Raw genomic sequence first — 19,633 nt, forward strand, 5'->3', positions numbered from 1 at the left:
TAGTGCTGGTCTAGGGGAAACCAATAATGAAAAACCCTTACGCTCTCGGCTTCTGGTGCGCCCTCGCAGCGCTGGTGCTGCTCTCGGCCACTTATTTCTACGGCATCATGCTGGCCCACCAGATCGACAAGGCCATGGTTTTCCTCGACAGCGCCGTCGCGCTGATCGCGGTCATGGCAATTGTGGTCGTGGCTTGGGCCTCGGTTCAGGTGCAGCGGGTCAAGAAACGCCAGCTTGAACAGGGCAAGACCCTCGTTCTGATCTGGGACACCAAAGTTGCCCTGCGTCGGGTCGAAACCGTGTTCGACCGCTATTTCTGGGGCAGTTACTGGCAACCGGGACGGACCTTCGCCGAAGTCATGGGCGAACTCACCGGCACGCCGCTGGAAAAAAGCCTCGAAGCGCTGAAAAAACAGTGTCTGGAACTCGACAAGCAGATTGATGGCGAGGGCTGGCACTGGCTCAACAACGCGCGGGAATTGTCCGATGTCGCCACGGCCATGGCCCGTGAGCGCTATCAACTGGATTTTTGCGATCCGCGCGCCGACGGGCCGGGCGGGGCGGTGATCGATCGCGACTTTGAAGTGCTGGTGTACACCTGGACCGCGCGGCTGAAAAGCTTTGATCATCAACTGGATGAGATCGAGGTTCAGTACTCCTGAATCTCTACTGAATCATCTGGCCCCTTCGCGAGCAGGCTCGCTCCCACAGGTACAGCGGTGTCCTTGTGGGAGCGAGCTTGCTCGCGAAGGCGGACTGAAAAACACCGAAACTCTTCCCGCCTGTCGACTGTCCACTCTCCCCGTAGACACTCTTTCACCTTTAAACATTGGGCCACCTTGCGCGCCCGGTGCTAATCTCCACCGCTGAATTCAGCGCAGTCGAGCCGCGACCCGGTCACGGGTTCAGGGAAGACGACCACACTCACAGCCACGGAAATCGATCAGGTCATTCATGAATAAATCAGCAGGCGTGCTTCTCGGAATTGTTGTTGCCATCGGCGCGATCAGCGCAGGCGGGGCCTGGTACACCGGGACCAAGATCGAAGGCGTGCTGAACAACGCCGTCAGCAATGCCAACAAAGAGCTGCAGACCGCCATGGCCGGCTCCAACGGCAGCGCGTCGCTGGAACTGGTGTCGCTCGACCGCCACACCTTCACCAGCACCGCGCACTACCGACTCAAGGGTGAAGGCGAGATGTTCGGCGACAAACCAGTGGAATTGCTGTTCGTTGATCACATCGAACATGGCCCGCTGCCGTTCTCGCGTCTGGTCTCGCTGAAATGGCTGCCGGTCATGGCCACCAGCAACTATGAGCTGGAAAAGAATCCGGCCACCGAGAAGTGGTTCGCCGCGACCAAGGGCGCCGCGCCGCTCAAAGGCGTGACCAGCATCGGCTACGACGAATCCACCACCAGCACCCTCGACCTGCTGCCGTTCGAAACCGCGCTGGATGAGCAGTCGAGCCTGAAATTCTCCGGCCTGACCATGAACATCTCTGCCAGTGCCCAGGCGCAGAAGGTCAAGGCAGACGGCTACATGGACAACCTGAAACTGGTTACGGTGGCTGAAGACCAGGCGCCGGTACAGGTCGAACTCAACGGTCTGACCCTGGCCAGCAACCTCGCCAAGAGCAGCTACGGGTACTACACCGGGGAAAACACCCTGGTGCTGACCAACAGCAAAACCACCTTCGGCACCAAGCAATCGGTGCTCGGTGTGAAGAGCTTCGAAATGAAGAACCTCACCGAAGAAAACGGCAGCAATGCGTCGGGCCGTGCGGATTACAAGGTTGGCGAAGTCAGCCTCAACGACAAGAAAATCGGCTCGGCGAACATGGCCATGAGCCTGAAAAACCTCGACATCCCGTCGACCATGTCGCTGATGCAGATCTACCAGACCAAATTGCAGCCTTACGAAAAAGCCGCCGCCGAGGCCGCAGCCCAAGGCTTGCCGGCGCCGGAGCTGAACCTGACCGAAGCTGAAAGCGCACAAGTCAAAGCCGATCTGCAAAAACTGCTGGCCGCCGGCCCACAGTTTGCGCTGGAAAACCTCTCGTTCAATACCGCCAACGGTGAGAGCAAGGCCAATCTGGTGATCGACCTGACCAAGCCGCAATCGATGGATCTGCCGCCGGATCAGCTGGGCAAACAGCTGATCGCGCTGCTTGACCTGAATATCCAGGTGTCCAAGCCGATGCTGGTCGATCTGCTCAGCGTGCAGGCGCAGCTCGACGGTCAGACCGATGCCAAAGCCATCGTCGATCAGTCCAAGGAAGCGGCCGACATGTTCGCTGGCATGGCGGTCGGTTCTCAGCTGGCGGTTGTCGACGGCACCAACGTCGTGACCAAGCTGCATTACGCCGCCAATCAGGTGGAATTCAACGGCCAGAAGATGACCGTCGAGCAGTTCGTCGGCTTCCTGATGAGCAAGTTCGCAGGCGTCACGCAAGTGCAGTAATTCTGCGTTCTTAATAGCAACGCCCGGCCTCTGTATCGCACAGACGCCGGGCGTTTTGCTGTCTGGCGTTCGGGTTTTCGCGGTGCTGGCTGAGGCGCCAGCACGATTCTGAACAATTATTGTGTTCCGAAGATTGGTCTACGCTTGCGTGCAAGACTGCCTGACTAAGCTTGGCCGTTGCATGTGCATGGGCGGCCACCGTTACGAAAGGGCAAGGAGGGCATTGCGACCCGGCTGGCCATGTAAGGATGCTGACGAATGCCGCGTATTGATGTTCCTGTATTACATCGTGGTTTACGCCCTTTGTTCCGAGTCGCGCTGTGCAGCCAGTTGCTCTGGCCGGCGCTGGCGTTTGCCGACACACCCTACGATCAGATGGTGCGCGACGCCCGCGCCGGGCAAACCACGCCGGCGCTGACGGTTTTGCGTCAGGTGCCACCCGGCCAGTCGACTACCGGGCAGATCAGCGATCACCTGCAAATCGCCAGTTGGGCCGGGCTCGACGCCGAAGTGGTGCAGGTCTATGAAACCCAAGGCCGTGACCGCGTCCTGCCGGTGCAGGCGCTGACCGCCACTGCGCGTGCCTATCGCAATCTCAAGCGCTGGGATCAGGCGACTCAGGTCTACAACAAGGCCTTGGCGCTGGAGCCGGATAACGCCGACCTGCAATTGGGCCTGGCCCTGACTCAGGCGGATGCCGGCAAACCCGACGAAGCGGTGACCCGCGCCAAAGCGCTGGTGGCGGCCAAACCTGATGATCCGTCGCGCCGTCTCGCCTTGGGCTACGCCCTGACCCGCGACAACAAACCCTACGATGCCCTGTTCGAATACGATCAAGCCTTCAAGCGCGCCGGCACTAAACCGGAAGTCGCCCGCGAATACGTGGTTGCCCTGCAAAAGGCGCGTCTGCCGGAACCGGCGCTGCGTCTGGCCAATCAGCGTCCGGGCCTGCTCGACCCGGTGACCCTGCGTCGCCTCGAAGGCGATCTGGCCGCCGAACGCGTGCGCCTCGCCGAACTCGCCACCCGCAGCGAAAAAGAACGCTACGTCATCGCCGATCGCGCCTTGGCCGACTACGACAAACTCCTCGCCACCTGGACGCCGGACGCCAGCGCTCACGATGACGTGATCCGCTGGCGCATCGACCGCATGGGCGCGCTCAAGGCCCGAGCGCGCACGGCCGACGTCATTACTGAGTACCAGAAGCTGCAAGCCGAAGGTGTGAAGATTCCGACTTACGCTCTGCGCTGGGTGGCCGCGTCGTATCTGGATCAGCGTGAACCGGAAATCGCCACGGACCTGTATCGCCAGGTGCTGTCGGCGCCGGACGCCGATGCCGGTGATCGCCTCGAAGACAGCACTGCGCTGTATTACGCATTGCTGGAAAGCGACCGCGCCGATGAGGCGCGCAAAGTCGCTGAAGACGCCGCCAAGGCGCAGCGCCCGCGTATCGAACTCAAGGGCTTGCCAATCGGCAACCCCAACGATGAATGGATGGACGCCCAGCAACTGGCGGCACAGGCCGGCACCTATGGTTCCGACTTGCCCCATGGTGAGGAGCGATTGCAGGCGCTGGTCGATCAGGCACCGGGCAACATCGGTCTGCGTTTGGCTCAGGCCGATCTGTATCTGGCCCGGCAATGGCCGCGCCGCGCGGAAAACCAGCTCAAGGAAACCGAGAGCATGGTCCCGCGCGACATGGGCCTGGAAATTGGCCAGGCGCACACGGCCATGGAATTGCAGGAATGGCGGCAAATGGATGCGCTGACCGACGACGTCGTCGCCCGCTATCCGGATAACCGCCAGGTGCAGCGTCTGGCCCGCGAACGCGAAGTGCATGACATGTCCGAGCTGCGTGTCGAAGCCTACGGCGGCAAAGCCAATGGCGGCGGCAGTGGCGATGCCGGCGCCGTCAGCGGCAGTCGCGATTTTGGTATCCAGACCACCCTGTACAGCCCGCCCATCGATGAAGACTGGCGCGTGTTCGCCGGGGCCGGGTATGCCACCGGCGACTTCGCCGAAGGTACCGGGCACCACCGCTTTCAGCGTGTTGGCCTGGAACGCCGCACTCGTGACATGACCCTCGAAGCAGAAGTGTCCAATCACGATTACGGTTTTGGTGACAAGCAGGGCGCGCGTCTGGCGATCGCCCGCGACATCAACGACCACTGGCAGTACGGCGGCAGCCTCGAATATCTGTCGGCCGAGACGCCATTGCGCGCGCTCAACAGCGACATCAAGGCCAATGGCGGCAGCGGTTTCATCCGCTGGCGCGCCAACGAAAGCCGCGAGTGGCGGCTGTCGGTGAGCCCGTCGCATTTCAGCGACGGCAACAACCGCGTCGAAGCCTTGCTCACCGGCCGCGAGGGTGTTTACAGCGCGCCGAACGTGCAGGTCGATGCCGGTCTGGAAGTGGGCACCAGCCACAACTCCAAGTCCGATGACGTGCCGTACTTCAACCCCAAATCCGACTTCAGCGTGATGCCGCTGGTCAACGTCAATCACGTGCTCTACCACCGCTACGAAACTTCCTGGAGCCAGCAGTTTCAGGCGGGCGCGGGGACGTACAGCCAGCGTGATCACGGCACCGGCGGCATGGCCCTGCTCGGTTACGGCCAGCGTTATGCCTGGAACGACGTGTTCGAGGTGGGCGGTTTGTTCAGTGTGATCAACCGGCCTTACGACGGTGATCGGGAGACCGATCTGCGTCTGCTCGTCGACCTCACTTTCCGCTTCTAGAAGAGTTTGAAGATGCCTTTGATTTCGCGTTTCATCCTTCTGCTGGGAGTGCTGCTGGTCAGCGCCTGCGCCCAGCAAGCTCCGGCCTTCGCGCCGCCGTCCGAGCGACCACTGGCGGCCAGTGAAAAACCGTGGCCGAAAAATCACGTGCTCGGCATTGCCTATCACGACATTGAAGACCGAGACCCCGATCAGGCCGTGGTGGCGGTGCGCACCGAGCGCATGATCGAACAGCTCGCCTGGTTGCGCGAGAACGGTTACAAACCGGTCACCGTCGACCAGATCATGGCGGCGCGCAAGGGCGGCCCAGAGCTGCCGGCGAAAGCGATTCTGCTGAGTTTCGACGACGGTTATTCGAGCTTCTACACCCGCGTGCTGCCGGTGCTGCGTGCCTATAACTGGCATGCGCTGCTGGCGCCGGTCGGCAGCTGGATCGACACGCCGCTGAATCAACCGGTGGATTTCGCCGGCGCGCCGCGTGCGCGTTCCGACTTCCTGACTTGGGATCAAGTGCGCGAGATTTCGCAATCCGGTCTGGTGGAAATCGCCGCGCATACCGATGCCAATCACAAAGGCATCCTGGCCAACCCGCAGGGCAACATGCAGCCTGCTGCCGCGACCCGGCGCTACGACCCGGTGACCAAACGCTATGAATCCGAGGCCGATTTCCAGGCGCGGATTCGCACCGACGTGAACAACATCTCGGAAAAAATCCGCAAGGTCACCGGCAAGAAACCGCGTGTCTGGGTCTGGCCGTACGGCACGGCGGACGGCACTTCGCTGACCGTGGTCGGCGAGCAGGGCTATGAAATGGCCCTGACCCTGGACGACGGTCTCGACACCCTCGACAACCTGATGAGCAGCCCGCGTTTCCTCGTTGCCTCAGACCCTGACGGCGAGCATTTCGCCAACAGCATCGTCGGCGTGCAGTCGGATCTGCCCATGCGCGTGGTGCATGTCGATCTGGACAACGTCTACGACCCGGATCCGGCGCAACAGGACATCAACCTTGGCAAACTGGTGCAGCGCATGGCTGACATGGGCGCCAACACGGTGTTCCTGCAAGCCTTCGCCGATCCCAAGGGCGATGGTCTGGTGCACTCGCTGTACTTCCCCAACCGCCACTTGCCGGTGCGCGCTGACATCTTCGACCGGGTTGCCTGGCAACTGCGCACCCGTGCTCATGTAAAGGTGTATGCATGGATGCCGGTGCTGAGTTTCGGCCTCGATTCGAAACTGCCTCGCGTTACCCGCTGGGACCCGAAAACCGGCACTACTGCGGTAGACCCGAATCAGTACCAGCGCCTGTCGCCCTTCGATCCCGAGGTGCGGCGGATCATTGGTGAAATCTACGAGGACGTGGCGCGCCTGACCTCGGTCGACGGCATTCTCTATCATGATGATGCGCTGCTCTCGGACTTCGAAGACGCCAGCCCTGATGCCTTGAAAGCTTACGTCGCCCAGGGTTTGCCGGGTTCGATTGCCGCGCTGCGCGATGATCCGGCCGCCATGCAGCGCTGGACGCGCTTCAAGAGCAAATACTTGATCGATTTCACCAACGAGCTGATCGCCAAAGTCCGCGCCATCCGTGGCCCGCAGGTGCAGACCGCGCGCAACATCTTCGCCGAGCCGATGCTCAATCCACACAGCGAAGAATGGTACGCACAGAACCTTGACGATTTCCTCGCGACCTACGACTGGACCGCGCCGATGGCCATGCCGTTGATGGAAAAACAGACCCAGGCCGAGTCCGGCCCATGGCTGGAAGCGCTGGTGGCCACGGTCAAGAAACGCCCCGGAGCGCTGGATCGCACGGTGTTCGAATTGCAGGCACGCGACTGGACGAAAAAAGATCAGGCCAACATCGACGGTGCGCATCTGGCGGACTGGATGGGCCGTCTCAAGCGTCAGGGCGCGACCAGTTTCGGTTACTACCCGGACAACTTCCTCGACAACCTGCCGGACCTGAAAACCGTAAGGCCTGCGCTCTCCAACAAATGGAATCCATAACATGCTGGATAGACTGTTAGCCCTGCTTGTTCTGGCGCTCGTCCTCGGCGTGCCGCTGGGCCTGATCTTCCTGGTCACCGGGCAGTTCCTGATGGACTTCGTGTTCTTCTACCCGCTGTTCATGTCCGGGTTGTGGATTGCCGGTGGCCTGTATTTCTGGCTGCACTGGGAGCGCCACTGGCCGTGGCAGGACGATACCCTGCCGCCGCCACTGGAAGGCGAGCCGCTGATCTCGATCCTGATCCCTTGCTACAACGAAGGCGACAACGCCGCCGACACCATCCATGCGGCGCTGGCCCAGCATTATCCGAACATCGAAGTCATTGCGATCAACGACGGCTCCAAGGACAACACCGCCGAAGTGCTCGATGCGCTGGCCAAAGAAGATCCACGCCTGCGCGTGCTGCATCTGGCGGAAAACCAGGGCAAAGCCGTCGCTCTGCGCATGGGCGCGATCGCGGCGCGCAGTGAATATCTGGTGTGCATCGACGGTGATGCGCTGTTGGCACCGAACACGGCGGCCTATCTGGTCGCACCGATGCTGGATAACGCGCGTCTTGGCGCGGTGACCGGCAACCCACGGATTCGCACGCGTTCGACGCTGGTCGGGCGGGTTCAGGTCGGTGAGTTCTCCTCGATCATCGGCCTGATCAAACGCACGCAACGGGTGTTCGGGCGGATCTTTACCGTCTCCGGGGTGATCGTCGCGTTCCGTCGTACCGCGCTGAACCGCGTCGGTTACTGGAGCCCGGACATGATCACCGAAGACATCGACATCAGCTGGAAGCTGCAACTCGATCACTGGAGCATCTTCTACGAGCCGCGCGCGTTGTGCTGGATTCTCATGCCGGAAACCCTCGGCGGCTTGTGGAAGCAGCGTCTGCGCTGGGCCCAGGGCGGCGCCGAAGTGCTGTTCAAGAACATTCGTGGCATCTGGCAGTACCGCCATCGTTACCTGTGGCCGCTGCTGTTCGAATACTGCCTGTCGACCGGTTGGGCGTTCACGTTCCTGCTGTCGGTGATTTTCTGGGGCGTCGGCAAGTTTGTGGTCATGCCTGAGGCCATCGCGGTGGATCACCTGATGCCGCCGGCGTTTACCGGGTTGCTGCTGGCGTTTGTTTGTCTGGTGCAGTTCGCGGTCAGCATCATCATCGACCGGCGCTACGAGCCGGGGTTGGGCAAGACCATGTTTTGGGTGGTCTGGTACCCGATTGCATTCTGGTTTGTCAGTTTGCTGACCACACTGGTCAGCTTCCCGAAAGTCTTGTTCGGCCAACATCAGAAACGTGCGCGTTGGGTCAGTCCTGACCGGGGTATCAAACCGATCGGCGACGACGAAGAGGAGGTCATCAAATGAAAATCATCCGGACCCGCCAGCGGCCGTTCCTGGTCGTGGTCGATGTGATTCTTACCGTGGTGGCGTGGGTGGGGCTGCTGTTCTTGCTGATACGCGGACTCTGGCCGTTGATTGAAACTCATACCGCTGGGCCGCGCATCGACAACTCGGCGTTCGACGCGCTAGGCACGTTGCAGATTTATTTGTGGGTGGCATTGGTCAACGCGGTGATTCTGATTTCCTGGGCGCGTTATCAACAGCGCAAAAGCCGCAGCTTCGCCCAGCGCCGGCTACCGTCGCCGGTGATCGACGATGAAGGGTTGAGCAAGAGCTTCAAGCTCTGCGATGACCGTTTTCAGAAGTTGCGCACGCCCGGGGTGATGACCATTCACAACGATCAGGAAGGTGACATCAGCCATGTGGTGACGCATTTCTGGCCGGTGCAGCAGGAGGAATTGCCACCGCCGCTGGCACCACTGGAGCATCCACGGGTGATTTTTCTGCATGCTGAAGATGACGACAATCGCGAACCCCTGACGCGCTAAGCGGTTGATCGTTCCCATGCTCCGCGTGGGAATGCCTCTGGGGACGCTCTGCGTCCAGTGACGCGGAGCGTCACGGGCTGCATTCCCACGCAGAGCGTGGGAACGATCAAGTGCAGAAGATCAGTACTAATCGCGGATCAGTGCCCAGGCTTCTTCCATTGCTAGTGGCTGCTTCATCCGTTCGGCCAATAGCGCCATTGCCCGTTCCTTCTCGCAAGCCACAGCGGCGACCAGCACACCATTTCTGCCAAACAGCCCAATGAATGGCGGTTGTTCAGGCTCGCCGAAAAACTCCACCTCATCCCAATGTTCGGCATGGCCGAGGTAGTCGTAATTCTTGCCGAAGTGCCAGGTCCAGAAAAACGGCACATCCAGATAATGCTCTTCGCCGCCCAGCATGTTGGCGGCAGCGATTCGCGCATGTTGTTGAGCCAGGCGCCAGTGCTCGATGCGCTGCAACTGGCCGTTCAACGGGAACGTGACGATGTCGCCGATGGCCCACAGGCCTTCGCTGACGCGCATGCCTTCATCGACGCGCAATGACTGATCTTTTTCCCTCGGCAATGACGCGAAAGCCTCGGTCGCCGGGTGAACGCCGACTCCGGCCAGTACCAGATCCGCTGAGAGCCTTAATCCATTGTTCAGCAGCACCGCTTCGACTTTGCCGTCGCCAATGATTTCTGTCGCCTCATGATCGTCGATGAATTTCACGCCCTGTGCTTCATGCAGTGAGCGAATGGCTTTGCCCACGGCTTCGCCGAATTGAGCGGCGAAAGGAATCGCGTGTCGAGCCAGCACTGTGACGTCGAGGCCATACTGACGCAGGGCCGAAGCGCATTCGAGGGCGATGAAGCTGTCGCCGATGATCACGGCGCGTTGCTCCGGTGTGGCCGCATTCATTATTTGCTCTGCCTGGGCTTTTGAGCGCAGCACGAATACCTGTGGCAGGTCGGCACCGGGCAGTTCCAGCGGGTTGGGTTCGCCACCGGTGGCGAGCACCGCTGCGTCATAACGCAGCGTCTGGCCGTCGTGGAAATGAAGGGTTTTGGCCGCCGCGTCGATTGCGCTGATTTCGCCTGGTTGGCGTTCAATGCGCTGCTCTTTATAGAAGTCATCTTCACGTAGCGGCGGTGTTTCCTCGGGCGGCATGTCCCCGGCAAGGACAAATTTGCTCAGCACCGTGCGGTCGTAACCGGCATCCGCCTCGCGATCGATCATCACGATCCGGCCACCAAAACCCTTTTCTCGCAACGCCGCCGCACATGCAGTGCCTGCCGCTCCGGCGCCGACGATCACGAACGTGCGCGAATCATCGGCCGGTGGCGTATGCGCGTCGGGCAACGGCTGATCATCGACCCAAACCTCGTCGCCACGCAGTTCCAGCGGATAGCGCTTTAGGCTGTCGAGCGCCGGTGGCTCGCACAAAGCGCCATCCTCTGCGCGAAACGCAGCCTTGTGCCACGGGCAGATCAGGCGTCCGTGACACAACGCACCGTCAGCCAATGGCGCGCCGGCATGTGGGCATTCGCCCTGAAAGGCGCGTATTTGCCCACCGGCGCGCAAGAGCACAATCTTGCAGTCGCCGATTTCAACCTGCAGGCCACGGTCTTCAGGGACATCAGCGATACGGGCGACACTGTGCAGGGACATGATTGGCTTCCTCGCGGGCATTTCTCTTGTGAGTTTGCGCGGGAGTGCGAGGTTCAGCCATTTGCCACTGCCACGGCACGAACGGTACAGCTATAGTTTGCAGGCCTACGACGGCCCCACTGCACAAGGTGCTCCCGGAATGACCCGATTGACCTCTCTCAACCCATGGCTGGCGGCCCTCGCCGTCACCCTTTGCGTGCAGTTTCCGGCGCAGGCCCAAGAGCGTTTCACCCTGAGCATCCCGGGTGTGTCCGATAACCGCCTGTTCACCTCGGCAGCCGCCAGCGATGCGCCCGGTTGCGGTGGCAAGAACCAGTCGCCGGCCCTGAGCTGGAACGCCGGCCCTGCCGGCACTCAGAGTTACGCGATCGTCATGCACGACCCGGACGGCCAGAAAGGCCTGGGCGTCGATCACTGGATTCATTACGGCATCAAAGCCACCACGCACCAGATCGCGGCGGGCGTCGGCGCCAAATCCGCGTTCGAAGGTGTCGGCGGCACCAACAGCAAGGGCAACACCCATTACATGGGGCCGTGCCCGCCAGTGGGCGACAGCGCGCACCACTACATCATTCAGATCTACGCACTGGATCTGGCCCCGGATGCCTTGCCGGCCGGTTTGACCCGCGCCGAGCTGATGGAAAAAATCAAAGGCCATGTCCTGCGTAACAGCAGTGCGGTGCGACGTTATCACCGCTGAAAATATTTTTAGCGGCGTTTAACCCGAACTGAAAGGGCTGCCCGTCTCAGTGGATGAATGATCAATTTCATCCCGAGGTCAGCCCCCATGTCTCTTCCTGTGTATTTTTTGCGGCCCGTCACTATCAGTGTGTTGCTGGCGGTGGCCGGTTGCGGCCTGTCCTCCAATCCGGAAGTCGCCGCCGTGCCGGCACCCGCTCAGCCCGTGCAGATGATTCAACAGGAAGCCGTGATGGCTGACAGCTCAATGGCCAAACGCGCGCTGTACAAGATGCCGAATGCCGGCAGTGCGCCGATGCCGCTGAGTGAAAGTTATCCACAGGACTATCGCGATGAGCAGCGCGAGCAGTATCAGGCGTTAGCTGATAACCCGATCCACAGCGTCGCCGAAACCCCGGTTTCAACCTTCAGCGCTGACGTCGACACCGGCGCTTATGCCAACGTCCGCCGTTTGCTCAATCAGGGACGTCTGCCACCCGAAGGCGCGGTGCGGCTGGAGGAAATGGTCAATTACTTCCCCTATGACTACGCGCTGCCCAACGATGGTTCACCGTTTGGAGTGACTACGGAATTGGCTGCTTCACCGTGGAACCGGCACACTCGCTTGCTGCGCATCGGCATCAAGGCGTCCGACCGCGCTGTGACGGAGCTGGCCCCGGCCAATCTGGTGTTTCTGGTCGACGTGTCCGGCTCGATGGATCGCCGCGAAGGCCTGCCGATGGTCAAGAGCACGCTGAAATTGCTGGTTGATCAGTTACGCGATCAGGATCGTGTGTCGCTGGTGGTGTATGCCGGTGAATCGAGAGTGGTGCTGGAGCCGACTTCCGGACGCGAGAAAGCGAAAATTCGTACAGCCATCGAGCAATTGACCGCGGGTGGCTCGACCGCAGGAGCCTCCGGTATCGAACTGGCCTATCAAATGGCGCAGCAGGCCTTCATTCCCAAAGGCATCAACCGCATTCTCCTGGCCACCGATGGTGACTTCAATGTCGGCGTCAGCGACTTCGACAGCCTCAAGCAAATGGCTGTGGATAAACGCCAAAGCGGAATTTCCCTGACGACCCTGGGTTTCGGTGTGGATAACTACAATGAACACCTGATGGAGCAACTGGCTGATGCCGGTGACGGTAACTACGCCTACATCGACAACCTGCGGGAGGCGCGCAAAGTGTTGGTGGATCAGTTGGGTTCGACCCTCGCCGTGGTGGCAAAAAACGTCAAATTGCAGGTGGAATTCAACCCGGCACAGGTCAGCGAATATCGCCTGCTCGGCTACGAGAACCGCGCGTTGAAGCGTGAGGATTTCAGCAATGACAAAGTCGATGCCGGCGAAATCGGCGCAGGACACACGGTGACCGCACTGTACGAAATTGTCCCGGCGGGTGAAAAGGGCTGGCTGGAGCCGCTGCGTTATGGTCAATCGGCGCCGGTGGTTTCCGGGAAGAGCGGAGAATTGGCGATGCTGCGTGTGCGTTATCAACAGCCTGAAGGTGGGAAAAGTCTGCTGATCGAGCGGCCGATTGCCAACCAAGTTGCAACCGCCAGTGAAGATCTGCGTTTTGCCGCTGCGGTCGCCGCGTTTTCCCAACAGCTCAAGGACGCTCGCTATACCGGCGACTTCAGCCTGAAAGACACCGAAGCATTGGCCCGTGGCGCGCGCGGCGATGATCGCTTCGGTCTGCGCAATGAGTTCGTGCAACTGGTCGAACTGGCGGAGAGCTTGCGCAGCTCAACCGCATCGAACGCGTTGGCCACCGAACAACGGATTGAATAAGTGAGTCGTCTGAAAGGCTTCATCAGTCAGCTGTTTGCCTCGGCAGACAGCTCAAACGCCAGCAGCGACGAATCGCTGCTGGCGCTTTATCGCGAGGGCGACAGCGCGGCGTTCGAGATCTTGTACGCGCGCCATCGGCAGGGGTTGTACCGGTTTCTGCTCGGCTTGAGCGGCAAAGCGGAACTGGCTGACGAGGTGTTTCAGGAAACCTGGCTGAGCCTGATCCGCAGTGCCAGTCAGCCACAAGGCCGGGCGACATTTCGTACATGGCTGTTCCAGATCGCCCGCAATCGCTTGATCGACCACTGGCGCAAGCATGGCGCCCACCAACCGTTGCACGACAGCTATGACGAGCAGGCGCATGCCGTCAGTGACGAGGCGAACGATCCTGAGCAACTGCTCAGCCTCAGCCGCGACAGCCAGCGCCTGGAAAGCGCCCTGCAAACCCTGCCCGCCGACCAGCGCGAAGTGTTCCTGCTGCGCGCCCACGGTGACCTCGACCTGGCACAAATCGCCAGCCTCACCGAAACACCGCTGGAAACGGTCAAAAGCCGCTTGCGCTACGCCCAGCAAAAACTGCGTCGGCTGCTGGCCGAGGAGGTACTGACATGACTGACGCCCGCCAGACACCCGAAGATCCGCTGATCAAGCATGTACGCGAACAGCACAACGCTGAGCCGCCAGCGCATCTCGATGCGTTCATCCTCAACGCTGCGCAGCGTCAAACCCCTGCGCCGAAACCGACCCTGTGGCAACGCTGGCTCGACGCCTGCCGCAAACCCCGCTGGCAAGTCGCGTTCGCCAGCCTCGTCGGCGTGGCATTGATGTTGTCGCTGGTGCAGCGCACCCCCGAGCCGCTGCGCCAGTACGACTACGCGCCAGCCCCCGAACTTGCCGTACCCATGACCGACACGGACTCGGCGCAACTGCACCGATTGTCCGCCCCGGCCGGCGCCATGCCTGCACCTGTGCCGATGATGGAAATGGCCGCGCCGATGCAAAATCAGGCCATCAGCGCCGATGAAGCCAAGTTCAGCAAACGCGCCACCGCCCCGGCCAATGGCCTCGACGCGCAACTGCGCGAAGTCCTGCGCCTGCGCCAATCCGGACAGTCGCAAGCAGCTGACAGCCTGTTCAACAACCTGCACAAACGCTACCCGAACGCCGATCTCGACGCCCGACTGGAACAGTTGCAGAAAAAATGACCGCCTGAACCCTCAGCCATTTGGCATTGCCCCGCAAAAACGCGCAATATCGGGCTATTGCCAATGCGCTGGAGGACAACGTGGCAGCAAAAATTGACCGCATCGCCCAACTGCTCAACTGCCCGGAGAAGGGCGAAGAGATGCGGCGCGCGATTACCGAGGCGCGTAAGGAATTTCTGCTTAACCAGTCGGAAGAGGATGTCGTTGATGAAGACGACGTTTTTGAGGAGGTTGAGGAAGAAGACGACGATGACTACGACGAGTTTGACTGGACGACGGAGTGACTTCGTTCAGGCGTCTTTGCAACGCCCACAAAAAAGCCCCGGACCATCACAGTCCGGGGCTTTCTCGTTTAAATCAATGGTGCACCAGGCGGGATTCGAACCCACGACCCCTGCCTTCGGAGGGCAGTACTCTATCCAGCTGAGCTACTGGTGCAGCGGGCGACATCATACCTAGGTCGGCTCGGGGCGTCCATGCTGGGTTTCGGCGCGGATTGTCAGTGCGCGTGTCGGCTGAGAACGCTGCATTCCTTAAAGCTGTAACGTCCTGCAAAACCCTCGCTTGGCGCTTTGCCGGGGTTGATCTAAGGTTTTCCTGCAACTGAGGCTTTTTTGCTCGTTGATCTGAAAAATTCCACAAACACGGCGTTTTTGTTCTTTTTTTCGAACGACCTATTGTCCTTTAACCCCTTTGATCCTACGATCCGTTTGAGATTTCAAACGCTCGTTGACCGGGCGTTGAAGCGCCGGTGGTTGGAAACGTCCACTGTTGATGCACCACACCCGGTCACTGATTTCCCTGACGGCAGCCTTGCGAGGCGCCTTTCTACAATCATAATTTGCTCCGCGCAGGCCGCGGTGCTGTTAAGGAAAGCCGACATGCAGCTTAAAGACACCCTGTTGTTCCGCCAGCAAGCCTTCATTGATGGCGCTTGGGTCGATGCGGATAACGGTCAGACGATCAAGGTCAATAACCCGGCCACCGGCGAAATCCTCGGTACCGTGCCAAAAATGGGCGCTGCCGAAACCCGCCGTGCCATCGAAGCTGCTGACAAAGCGCTGCCGGCCTGGCGTGCACTGACCGCCAAAGAGCGTGCCGGCAAGCTGCGTCGCTGGTTCGAACTGATGATCGAGAACCAGGACGACCTCGCGCGCCTGATGACCCTCGAGCAGGGCAAGCCGCTGGCCGAAGCCAAGGGCGAAATTGTTTATGCCGCTTCGTTCATCGAGTGGTTCGCCGAAGAAGCCAAGCGCATCTACGGTGACGTGATTCCGGGTCACCAGCCAGACAAGCGTCTGATCGTGATCAAGCAGCCAATCGGCGTGACCGCAGCCATCACCCCGTGGAACTTCCCGGCCGCGATGATCACCCGCAAAGCCGGCCCGGCACTGGCCGCCGGTTGCACCATGGTGCTCAAGCCTGCTTCGCAAACTCCATTCTCTGCATTCGCACTGGCCGAACTGGCTCAGCGCGCGGGCATTCCTGCTGGCGTGTTCAGCGTGGTGTCCGGCAGCGCCGGCGACATCGGTAGCGAGCTGACCAGCAACCCGATCGTGCGCAAGCTGTCCTTCACCGGTTCGACCGAAATTGGTCGTCAACTGATGTCGGAATGCGCCAAGGACATCAAGAAAGTCTCGCTGGAACTGGGCGGCAACGCGCCGTTCATCGTGTTCGACGACGCGGATCTGGATAAGGCCGTCGAAGGCGCGATCATTTCCAAGTACCGCAACAACGGCCAGACCTGCGTCTGCGCCAACCGTCTGTACATTCAGGATTCGGTCTACGACGCGTTTGCCGAGAAGCTGAAAGTGGCGGTGGCCAAACTGAAGATCGGCAACGGTCTGGAAGACGGCACCACCACTGGCCCGCTGATCGACGAAAAAGCCGTAGCCAAGGTGCAAGAGCACATTGCTGACGCTGTAGCCAAAGGCGCAACCGTGCTGGCTGGCGGCAAGGCGATGGAAGGCAACTTCTTTGAGCCGACCATCCTGACCAACGTGCCGAAAAACGCCGCTGTGGCCAAGGAAGAAACCTTCGGTCCACTGGCGCCGCTGTTCCGCTTCAAAGACGAAGCCGAAGTGATCGCGATGTCCAACGACACCGAGTTCGGTCTGGCTTCGTACTTCTACGCTCGTGACCTCGGTCGTGTGTTCCGTGTCGCTGAAGCGCTGGAATACGGCATGGTCGGCGTCAACACCGGGCTGATCTCCAACGAAGTCGCGCCGTTCGGCGGCATCAAGGCCTCGGGCCTGGGTCGTGAAGGCTCCAAGTACGGCATCGAAGATTACCTGGAAATCAAATACCTCTGCCTGGGCATCTAAGCCCTGCAAGAGATTGCTGTAAACGCAAAGGGCACGAGAGCGCTGTCCCTTTGCGTCGTTTCAAACCGGAATTTTCTCTGCGGCCAGGAACGCCGTGGCAGTCGATCATCGCATGCTGCCACTGTCGATTTCTCCCGCTTAATCCTTGAACCACGCCGCCCGATGAGCGGCGAATGAGGACTGTAATGAGCAAGACTAACGCTGAACTGATGGCCCGTCGTACCGCAGCTGTTCCACGTGGTGTTGGCCAGATTCACCCGATCTTCGCTGAGTCGGCAAAAAACGCTACCGTTACTGACGTTGAAGGTCGTGAGTTCATCGACTTCGCCGGCGGCATCGCTGTTCTGAACACCGGCCACGTGCACCCGAAAATCATCGCTGCCGTGACCGAACAGCTGAACAAGCTGACTCACACCTGCTTCCAGGTTCTGGCTTACGAGCCGTACGTTGAGCTGTGCGAAAAGATCAACGCCAAGGTACCAGGTGATTTCGCCAAGAAAACCCTGCTGGTCACCACCGGTTCCGAAGCTGTGGAAAACGCCGTGAAAATCGCCCGTGCCGCCACTGGCCGTGCTGGCGTGATCGCCTTCACCGGCGCTTACCACGGTCGCACCATGATGACTCTGGGCCTGACCGGTAAAGTCGTGCCTTACTCGGCCGGCATGGGCCTGATGCCAGGCGGTATCTTCCGTGCGCTGTACCCGAACGAACTGCACGGCGTGAGCATCGACGACTCGATCGCTTCCATCGAACGCATTTTCAAGAACGACGCCGAGCCGAAAGACATCGCCGCGATCATCATCGAGCCGGTTCAGGGCGAAGGTGGTTTCTACGTTGCGCCGAAGGAATTCATGAAGCGCCTGCGCGCGCTGTGCGACCAGCACGGCATCCTGCTGATCGCTGACGAAGTACAGACTGGCGCTGGCCGTACCGGTACGTTCTTCGCCATGGAACAGATGGGCGTTGCTGCCGACTTGACCACGTTCGCCAAATCCATCGCTGGCGGCTTCCCGCTGGCCGGTGTATGCGGCAAGGCCGAATACATGGACGCCATCGCTCCAGGGGGCCTCGGTGGCACCTACGCCGGTAGCCCGATCGCTTGCGCCGCTGCACTGGCAGTGATGGAAGTATTTGAAGAAGAGCAACTGCTGGATCGCTGCAAGGCTGTTGGCGAGCGTCTGGTCACTGGCCTGAAAGCTATCCAGGCCAAGTACCCGGTGATCGGCGAAGTCCGTGCCCTGGGCGCGATGATCGCGGTCGAGCTGTTCGAAAACGGCGACAGCCACAAGCCGAACGCTGCTGCTGTAGCGTCGGTTGTGGCCAAGGCGCGCGACAAGGGGCTGATCCTGCTGTCCTGCGGCACCTACGGCAACGTTCTGCGTGTACTGGTACCGCTGACCTCGCCGGACGAGCAACTGGATAAAGGTCTGGCGATCATCGAAGAGTGCTTCTCCGAGCTCTGATCACCCAGTGTGACCTGATCGACAAAAAACCCGCTTCGGCGGGTTTTTTTACGCCCCTTGAAACACATCGACGCATTAGCGCTGTATCGAATGGCCAGCATTGGCTAAGGTTCAGGCATTGCAAGGGAGAGCGCGCATGACTGCCGTTGAATTACCCGCCGTACCGCGAGTGCTGATTGCCGAGGCTGACCCGTGGTCCCGCGACCTGCTCAAACAAGTGCTGCTGAACGTGCGTTGCGATGCGCGTCTGGATCTGTGTGCCGATGGCCAGCAAGCCATGTCGATGCTCAGTGAGGTGCCGTATGACCTCGCTATCGTTGATTGGGAGCTGCCGGGTGTCGATGGTCTGAATGTGCTGCGCAGCGTGCGCCAGCGCAAACGCAATCCGCCGCTGCCGTTCATTCTGATGAGCAGCCGCAACGACAGCGCCAGTGTGCGCGAAGCGATTCCACTCGCGCCGACGGCGTATCTGACCAAACCGTTGAACATGGAAAGCCTGACCGAGCGGTTGCAAGGGTTGCTGCTCAATGCCGGGGAAGAAGTGTTTTGCGAAGTGCCGGCGCTGGCGCCGGGCATGACTCTGTCGGTATTCCTTGAGCGCCGCCGAGAGCAGGCCGATGGCGCGCCGCTGATGACTGATGTGCAAGTGGCGGTGAAGCGCAGCCTCAATCCCAATGGCCTCGATCTGAAACTGTTGGAAGATGAGATCAAAACCGACCCGCAGATCACGGCGGTGCTGATCGCGGCGGCCAACAGTGCGGCGCAGCACCATGGCGCGCCAGTGCAGACATTGGCTCAGGCGCTGCATCGGTTGGGCACCGGGCAGAGCATGAACCTGATTCTGGGGTTGGCGCTCAAGCGCAGCGCCAAACTCAGTGATCCGTGTCTGGCGGACTACGCCGAGCGTTACTGGGGCCTGTCGCTGCACACCGCTGAATACGCGCGCACCTTGGCGCGTTTGCTCGATCTCGATCAGGAGCGCTGTTATTGCGCGGGCATGCTCCATCGTCTGGGGGATCTGGCGTTGTTGCGTTGTTTGCAGGAGTGGCAGCAGGCCGGTGGTGAGCTGGATGAGCTGGAGGAAGTCGGCGAGGCGCTGGCCGAGTTTGGTGCGGCTTATGGTTCGGCCTTGCGCACCCGCTGGCGGTTGCCGCTGGAGCTGCGAGAGCTGATCGCGTCGGTCTACCAACTCGGCGGCGGGGTGTATTCCCGTGAGGCGCTGGTGATGAACATGGCGGCGCAGATGGCGCATCTGACCGAGCATGAAGGCATCGAAGAGTTGGCGAAGAGCCGCACGGCGCGGTTGCTCAAGATCGGCTTGCCGGAATTGATGCGGATGCGCAAATAATCTGCATCACCACTGACTCTGTGGGAGCGAGCTTGCTCGCGAAAGCGGTGTGTCATACAGCGCTATGTTGACTGACAAGC

At 60.5% G+C, this 19,633-nt stretch carries 15 protein-coding genes and 1 tRNA gene; 14 read left to right on the forward strand and 2 right to left on the reverse strand.

Annotated features, from left to right (window positions below; all coding sequences use genetic code 11):
* The first annotated feature begins 26 nt into the window (after positions 1-26).
* The 6 genes from ACZZ0G_RS12675 to pgaD all read left to right on the forward strand — a co-directional run bounded on the left by ACZZ0G_RS12675 (position 27) and on the right by pgaD (position 9,090).
* Positions 27-662 (forward strand): NADH:ubiquinone oxidoreductase subunit N, encoded by a 636-nt coding sequence (locus ACZZ0G_RS12675; RefSeq protein ID WP_463398121.1) that lies wholly within the window; start codon positions 27-29, stop codon positions 660-662.
* A gap of 292 nt (positions 663-954) precedes the next feature.
* Positions 955-2,460 (forward strand): YdgA family protein, encoded by a 1,506-nt coding sequence (locus ACZZ0G_RS12680; RefSeq protein WP_463556355.1) that lies wholly within the window; start codon positions 955-957, stop codon positions 2,458-2,460.
* A gap of 258 nt (positions 2,461-2,718) precedes the next feature.
* The gene (gene pgaA / locus ACZZ0G_RS12685; protein ID WP_463556356.1) at positions 2,719-5,199 is read left to right on the forward strand and encodes a poly-beta-1,6 N-acetyl-D-glucosamine export porin PgaA; all 2,481 of its coding nucleotides are present in this window, start codon (positions 2,719-2,721) and stop codon (positions 5,197-5,199) included.
* 12 nt (positions 5,200-5,211) lie between these two features.
* On the forward strand, positions 5,212-7,209 hold the full coding sequence (gene pgaB / locus ACZZ0G_RS12690) for a poly-beta-1,6-N-acetyl-D-glucosamine N-deacetylase PgaB (protein WP_463556357.1): 1,998 nt from the start codon (positions 5,212-5,214) through the stop codon (positions 7,207-7,209).
* A 1-nt stretch (position 7,210) separates the two neighbouring features.
* Positions 7,211-8,566 carry a poly-beta-1,6-N-acetyl-D-glucosamine synthase gene (gene pgaC, locus ACZZ0G_RS12695; protein ID WP_016987619.1) on the forward strand — a complete coding sequence of 452 codons (1,356 nt, stop codon included), beginning with the start codon at positions 7,211-7,213 and terminating at the stop codon, positions 8,564-8,566.
* On the forward strand, positions 8,563-9,090 hold the full coding sequence (gene pgaD / locus ACZZ0G_RS12700; RefSeq protein ID WP_463556358.1) for a poly-beta-1,6-N-acetyl-D-glucosamine biosynthesis protein PgaD: 528 nt from the start codon (positions 8,563-8,565) through the stop codon (positions 9,088-9,090). The genes pgaC and pgaD overlap by 4 nt, the downstream gene beginning before the upstream one ends.
* A gap of 126 nt (positions 9,091-9,216) precedes the next feature.
* Here the strand turns inward: pgaD and ACZZ0G_RS12705 are convergent, their stop codons facing one another.
* Positions 9,217-10,740 (reverse strand): FAD-dependent oxidoreductase, encoded by a 1,524-nt coding sequence (locus ACZZ0G_RS12705; protein WP_463556359.1) that lies wholly within the window; start codon positions 10,738-10,740, stop codon positions 9,217-9,219.
* Between the two features lie 139 nt (positions 10,741-10,879).
* On the opposite strand from ACZZ0G_RS12705, the gene ACZZ0G_RS12710 reads away from it, so the two are divergent.
* The 5 genes from ACZZ0G_RS12710 (at position 10,880) to ACZZ0G_RS12730 (ending at position 14,702) form a co-directional block, all read left to right on the forward strand.
* Positions 10,880-11,440 carry a YbhB/YbcL family Raf kinase inhibitor-like protein gene (locus ACZZ0G_RS12710; protein ID WP_102899649.1) on the forward strand — a complete coding sequence of 187 codons (561 nt, stop codon included), beginning with the start codon at positions 10,880-10,882 and terminating at the stop codon, positions 11,438-11,440.
* Positions 11,441-11,527: 87 nt separating this feature from the next.
* A complete protein-coding gene (locus ACZZ0G_RS12715; protein ID WP_463556360.1) occupies positions 11,528-13,213 on the forward strand; it encodes a vWA domain-containing protein in 1,686 nt (561 codons plus the stop codon).
* A gap of 30 nt (positions 13,214-13,243) precedes the next feature.
* The gene (locus tag ACZZ0G_RS12720) at positions 13,244-13,825 is read left to right on the forward strand and encodes an RNA polymerase sigma factor (protein ID WP_463558852.1); all 582 of its coding nucleotides are present in this window, start codon (positions 13,244-13,246) and stop codon (positions 13,823-13,825) included.
* Positions 13,822-14,418, forward strand: coding sequence for a hypothetical protein (locus tag ACZZ0G_RS12725; RefSeq protein ID WP_463556361.1), 597 nt, complete (start codon positions 13,822-13,824; stop codon positions 14,416-14,418). Before ACZZ0G_RS12720 ends, ACZZ0G_RS12725 begins: the two co-directional genes overlap by 4 nt.
* 20 nt (positions 14,419-14,438) lie before the next feature.
* Complete coding sequence (locus tag ACZZ0G_RS12730) at positions 14,439-14,702, forward strand: hypothetical protein (RefSeq protein WP_463556362.1); 264 nt, start codon at positions 14,439-14,441, stop codon at positions 14,700-14,702.
* A gap of 77 nt (positions 14,703-14,779) precedes the next feature.
* Here the strand turns inward: ACZZ0G_RS12730 and ACZZ0G_RS12735 are convergent.
* Positions 14,780-14,856 (reverse strand) — tRNA-Arg (locus ACZZ0G_RS12735).
* A gap of 443 nt (positions 14,857-15,299) precedes the next feature.
* Here ACZZ0G_RS12735 and gabD point away from each other — a divergent pair.
* From gabD to ACZZ0G_RS12750, 3 genes are all read left to right on the forward strand, one after another.
* Positions 15,300-16,742 (forward strand): NADP-dependent succinate-semialdehyde dehydrogenase, encoded by a 1,443-nt coding sequence (gabD, locus tag ACZZ0G_RS12740; protein ID WP_007917688.1) that lies wholly within the window; start codon positions 15,300-15,302, stop codon positions 16,740-16,742.
* 185 nt (positions 16,743-16,927) lie between these two features.
* Positions 16,928-18,205 (forward strand): 4-aminobutyrate--2-oxoglutarate transaminase, encoded by a 1,278-nt coding sequence (gabT, locus tag ACZZ0G_RS12745; protein ID WP_007917687.1) that lies wholly within the window; start codon positions 16,928-16,930, stop codon positions 18,203-18,205.
* Positions 18,206-18,341: 136 nt separating this feature from the next.
* Positions 18,342-19,553, forward strand: a complete 1,212-nt coding sequence (locus tag ACZZ0G_RS12750) for an HDOD domain-containing protein (protein ID WP_463556363.1) — start codon at positions 18,342-18,344, stop codon at positions 19,551-19,553.
* The last annotated feature ends 80 nt before the right edge of the window (positions 19,554-19,633 follow it).

The organism is Pseudomonas sp. AC169 (genome assembly GCF_979258515.1).

Excerpts from the sequence above, each read along its gene's own strand:
- pgaA (WP_463556356.1), top strand. The coding sequence starts at position 2,719 with ATGCCGCGTATTGATGTTCCTGTATTACATCGTGGTTTACGCCCTTTG.
- ACZZ0G_RS12750 (WP_463556363.1), top strand. The coding sequence starts at position 18,342 with ATGACTGCCGTTGAATTACCCGCCGTACCGCGAGTGCTGATTGCCGAG.
- gabD (WP_007917688.1), top strand. The coding sequence starts at position 15,300 with ATGCAGCTTAAAGACACCCTGTTGTTCCGCCAGCAAGCCTTCATTGAT.
- gabT (WP_007917687.1), top strand. The coding sequence starts at position 16,928 with ATGAGCAAGACTAACGCTGAACTGATGGCCCGTCGTACCGCAGCTGTT.
- ACZZ0G_RS12680 (WP_463556355.1), top strand. The coding sequence starts at position 955 with ATGAATAAATCAGCAGGCGTGCTTCTCGGAATTGTTGTTGCCATCGGC.
- ACZZ0G_RS12715 (WP_463556360.1), top strand. The coding sequence starts at position 11,528 with ATGTCTCTTCCTGTGTATTTTTTGCGGCCCGTCACTATCAGTGTGTTG.
- ACZZ0G_RS12675 (WP_463398121.1), top strand. The coding sequence starts at position 27 with ATGAAAAACCCTTACGCTCTCGGCTTCTGGTGCGCCCTCGCAGCGCTG.
- ACZZ0G_RS12705 (WP_463556359.1), bottom strand. The coding sequence starts at position 10,740 with ATGTCCCTGCACAGTGTCGCCCGTATCGCTGATGTCCCTGAAGACCGT.
- pgaD (WP_463556358.1), top strand. The coding sequence starts at position 8,563 with ATGAAAATCATCCGGACCCGCCAGCGGCCGTTCCTGGTCGTGGTCGAT.
- ACZZ0G_RS12725 (WP_463556361.1), top strand. The coding sequence starts at position 13,822 with ATGACTGACGCCCGCCAGACACCCGAAGATCCGCTGATCAAGCATGTA.
- pgaC (WP_016987619.1), top strand. The coding sequence starts at position 7,211 with ATGCTGGATAGACTGTTAGCCCTGCTTGTTCTGGCGCTCGTCCTCGGC.
- ACZZ0G_RS12710 (WP_102899649.1), top strand. The coding sequence starts at position 10,880 with ATGACCCGATTGACCTCTCTCAACCCATGGCTGGCGGCCCTCGCCGTC.
- pgaB (WP_463556357.1), top strand. The coding sequence starts at position 5,212 with ATGCCTTTGATTTCGCGTTTCATCCTTCTGCTGGGAGTGCTGCTGGTC.